Raw genomic sequence first — 2,177 nt, 5'->3', positions numbered from 1 at the left:
GTCGGTAGAACGGCGGACTGTTAATCCGTATGTCACTGGTTCAAGTCCAGTTGGAGGAGCCAAATTTAGAAAAGCCCGCGCTATTACAGTGCGGGCTTTTTGCTTTCTACATTTTTATCATCTAAATCAGCTACCTAAATCCAATCTGTATCGTTATCTTGCTTGATTAATAAATAGCTAATTTATATCTAGTACGATAAAGATCTAACCTGCTATTCCAACAATTTCGTGTTTTAGGTGTTTTTTATACGCTTCAACATCTTGCTCAATTTGCGGTTGTTTCACCACATCAAACATTCCGAAGGTTTTTAATCCTTCCATACCTAAAAATTGGTTCGCTTTATGGAATGGAAAATAGACAGCATCAATTCCTTTTCCTTCAAAGAACTGTTCTTGTTCTTCAAAAGATTCAAAAGGCGCATTCCAAGTTACAGAAAGAAGATACTTTTTGCCTTGTAATAATCCACCTGAACCATATTTTTTCGAAGGATCTTTTCGTGTACGACCATCATCAATATACATTTTGCCGTACCCAGCACTAAATACATCATCAATGTATTTTTTTAAGATCCAAGGGCCTTCCATCCACCATGCTGGCATTTGATAAATAATGACATCAGCCCATAAGTATTTATCAACTTCTTCGTTAGTATCATAACCATCATCAATGCGTGTTGATTGCACATTTATCTGATGTGAAGACAACAAATCTGTGGCGACTTGCGTTAAATGATCGTTGAGTTTCCCTTCAGAACCATCAAACTCTTTTGCAGCATTAATAATAAAAACGTTAGTCACTTCTAAACTCCTTGTATACACATATTTAATAAGCAAACTGTAACGCAATTACTCATCACTGCTTTAACTCATTCCTCCATTATTCTTGCCTAATAATCCAAAGATACCGTTTCAGTTTCTGATTCTTTTAATCGTTGAATATCTTTTAAGGGCGATAAACCAAATAATCGATGATATTCACGGCTAAATTGTGAGGGGCTTTCATAACCGACGATAAATGCTGCTTTAGAAACATCACTCATTTCAATCAGCATGATCCTTCTTGCTTCATTCAGCCGCAACCACTTTTGATACTGCAACGGCGTCATGCCAGTTCGTTTTTTAAAGTGAAAATGAAATGATGAGGTGCTCATACCCACTAACGTTGTAAGATCTTCAATCCGAATTGTTTCGTGATAATGTTGTTTAATCCAATCAAGCGCATGACTAATTTGCCGACACTGAGGATGTTGTGATGCTAATAGTTGCTGACGCGCACCATCATTCGATCTTAATAAGTAATAAAGGATCTCTTTTTGGATCAAAGGAGCAATAAAAGGTGCATCTTCTGGTGTATCTATTAGTTTTATAAGCCTTGTTACTGCTTGTAAGATTGGCGCGGTTGCTTGAACAATTTGTTGAGCGCTGATTTCGTTATTTTCTTGTAGTAATTCAAACTTATTTTCAGCAAGTAGTTCAGGTAATAGGGTGAGGTCTAATTTTAGCAACATTGCTAAAAAAGGTGTTTCTTTTGACGCTTCACAGACTTTAGCAAAAGTAGGTATATCTGATGATGTTAAAAGCATATTCATAGGACGATAACAGTTTGTCTCTAGCCCTATCGTTATTTGCTTTGCACCTTGTGCAGCAATAGCCAAACTGGGTTCATACATCCAGCCTTCAGACTCTGTAATAGAAGTATACCGACATAACGCTAAACCAGAAACAGAGGTATCCCATCCCCCTTCTTTATCTTTTGTATATAGAAGAAGTGTTTTTTTAAATTGCTCAAACTCTAATACCATCGGTACTGATAAATTCGTAGTATCCATCGTCTCGGGATCTTCAATTAGTCTTTGAATTCGTCAGATTGTATAACTAAACAGTATGAAAAACTTTCTTTTAAAAAAACGCTTTATCTTTTCTTTCCAATGTAAGACACATTTCAGCGAGTAGAAATGTAATTTCGAATATTATTTCTATTGATAACCATTTATTTTTTATACATTTTTGTCAAAAAAGAAACAATCTGATGCACTCTTGAGCAAACGGTTATTTTTTTCATTTTTTTACTTTACAAGGTGAGCGAGGATAGCTATTATTCGCCTCGTTCTCACGAGAACTCGCTTCCTCCATAGTTCAGTCGGTAGAACGGCGGACTGTTAATCCGTATGTCACTG

At 36.2% G+C, this 2,177-nt stretch carries 2 protein-coding genes; both read right to left on the bottom strand.

Annotated features, from left to right (window positions below; genetic code table 11):
- Positions 1–204: 204 nt before the first annotated feature.
- Positions 205–798 (bottom strand): NAD(P)H-dependent oxidoreductase, encoded by a 594-nt coding sequence (locus ABN212_RS18625; RefSeq protein WP_198619820.1) that lies wholly within the window; start codon positions 796–798, stop codon positions 205–207.
- Positions 799–887: 89 nt separating this feature from the next.
- Positions 888–1,829, bottom strand: coding sequence for an AraC family transcriptional regulator (locus tag ABN212_RS18620; RefSeq protein WP_232797671.1), 942 nt, complete (start codon positions 1,827–1,829; stop codon positions 888–890).
- Positions 1,830–2,177 lie beyond the last annotated feature (348 nt).

Origin of the sequence: Proteus genomosp. 6, from assembly GCF_040139785.1 — a bacterium.
Lineage (GTDB): Bacteria > Pseudomonadota > Gammaproteobacteria > Enterobacterales > Enterobacteriaceae > Proteus.
Note: the sequence above shows the minus strand (reverse complement) of the source record. Positions and strands in the feature narration are given on the sequence as shown.

Bases quoted from the DNA above. Each gene is read 5' to 3' on its own strand.
- ABN212_RS18620 (WP_232797671.1), bottom strand. From the start codon at position 1,829: ATGGATACTACGAATTTATCAGTACCGATGGTATTAGAGTTTGAGCAA.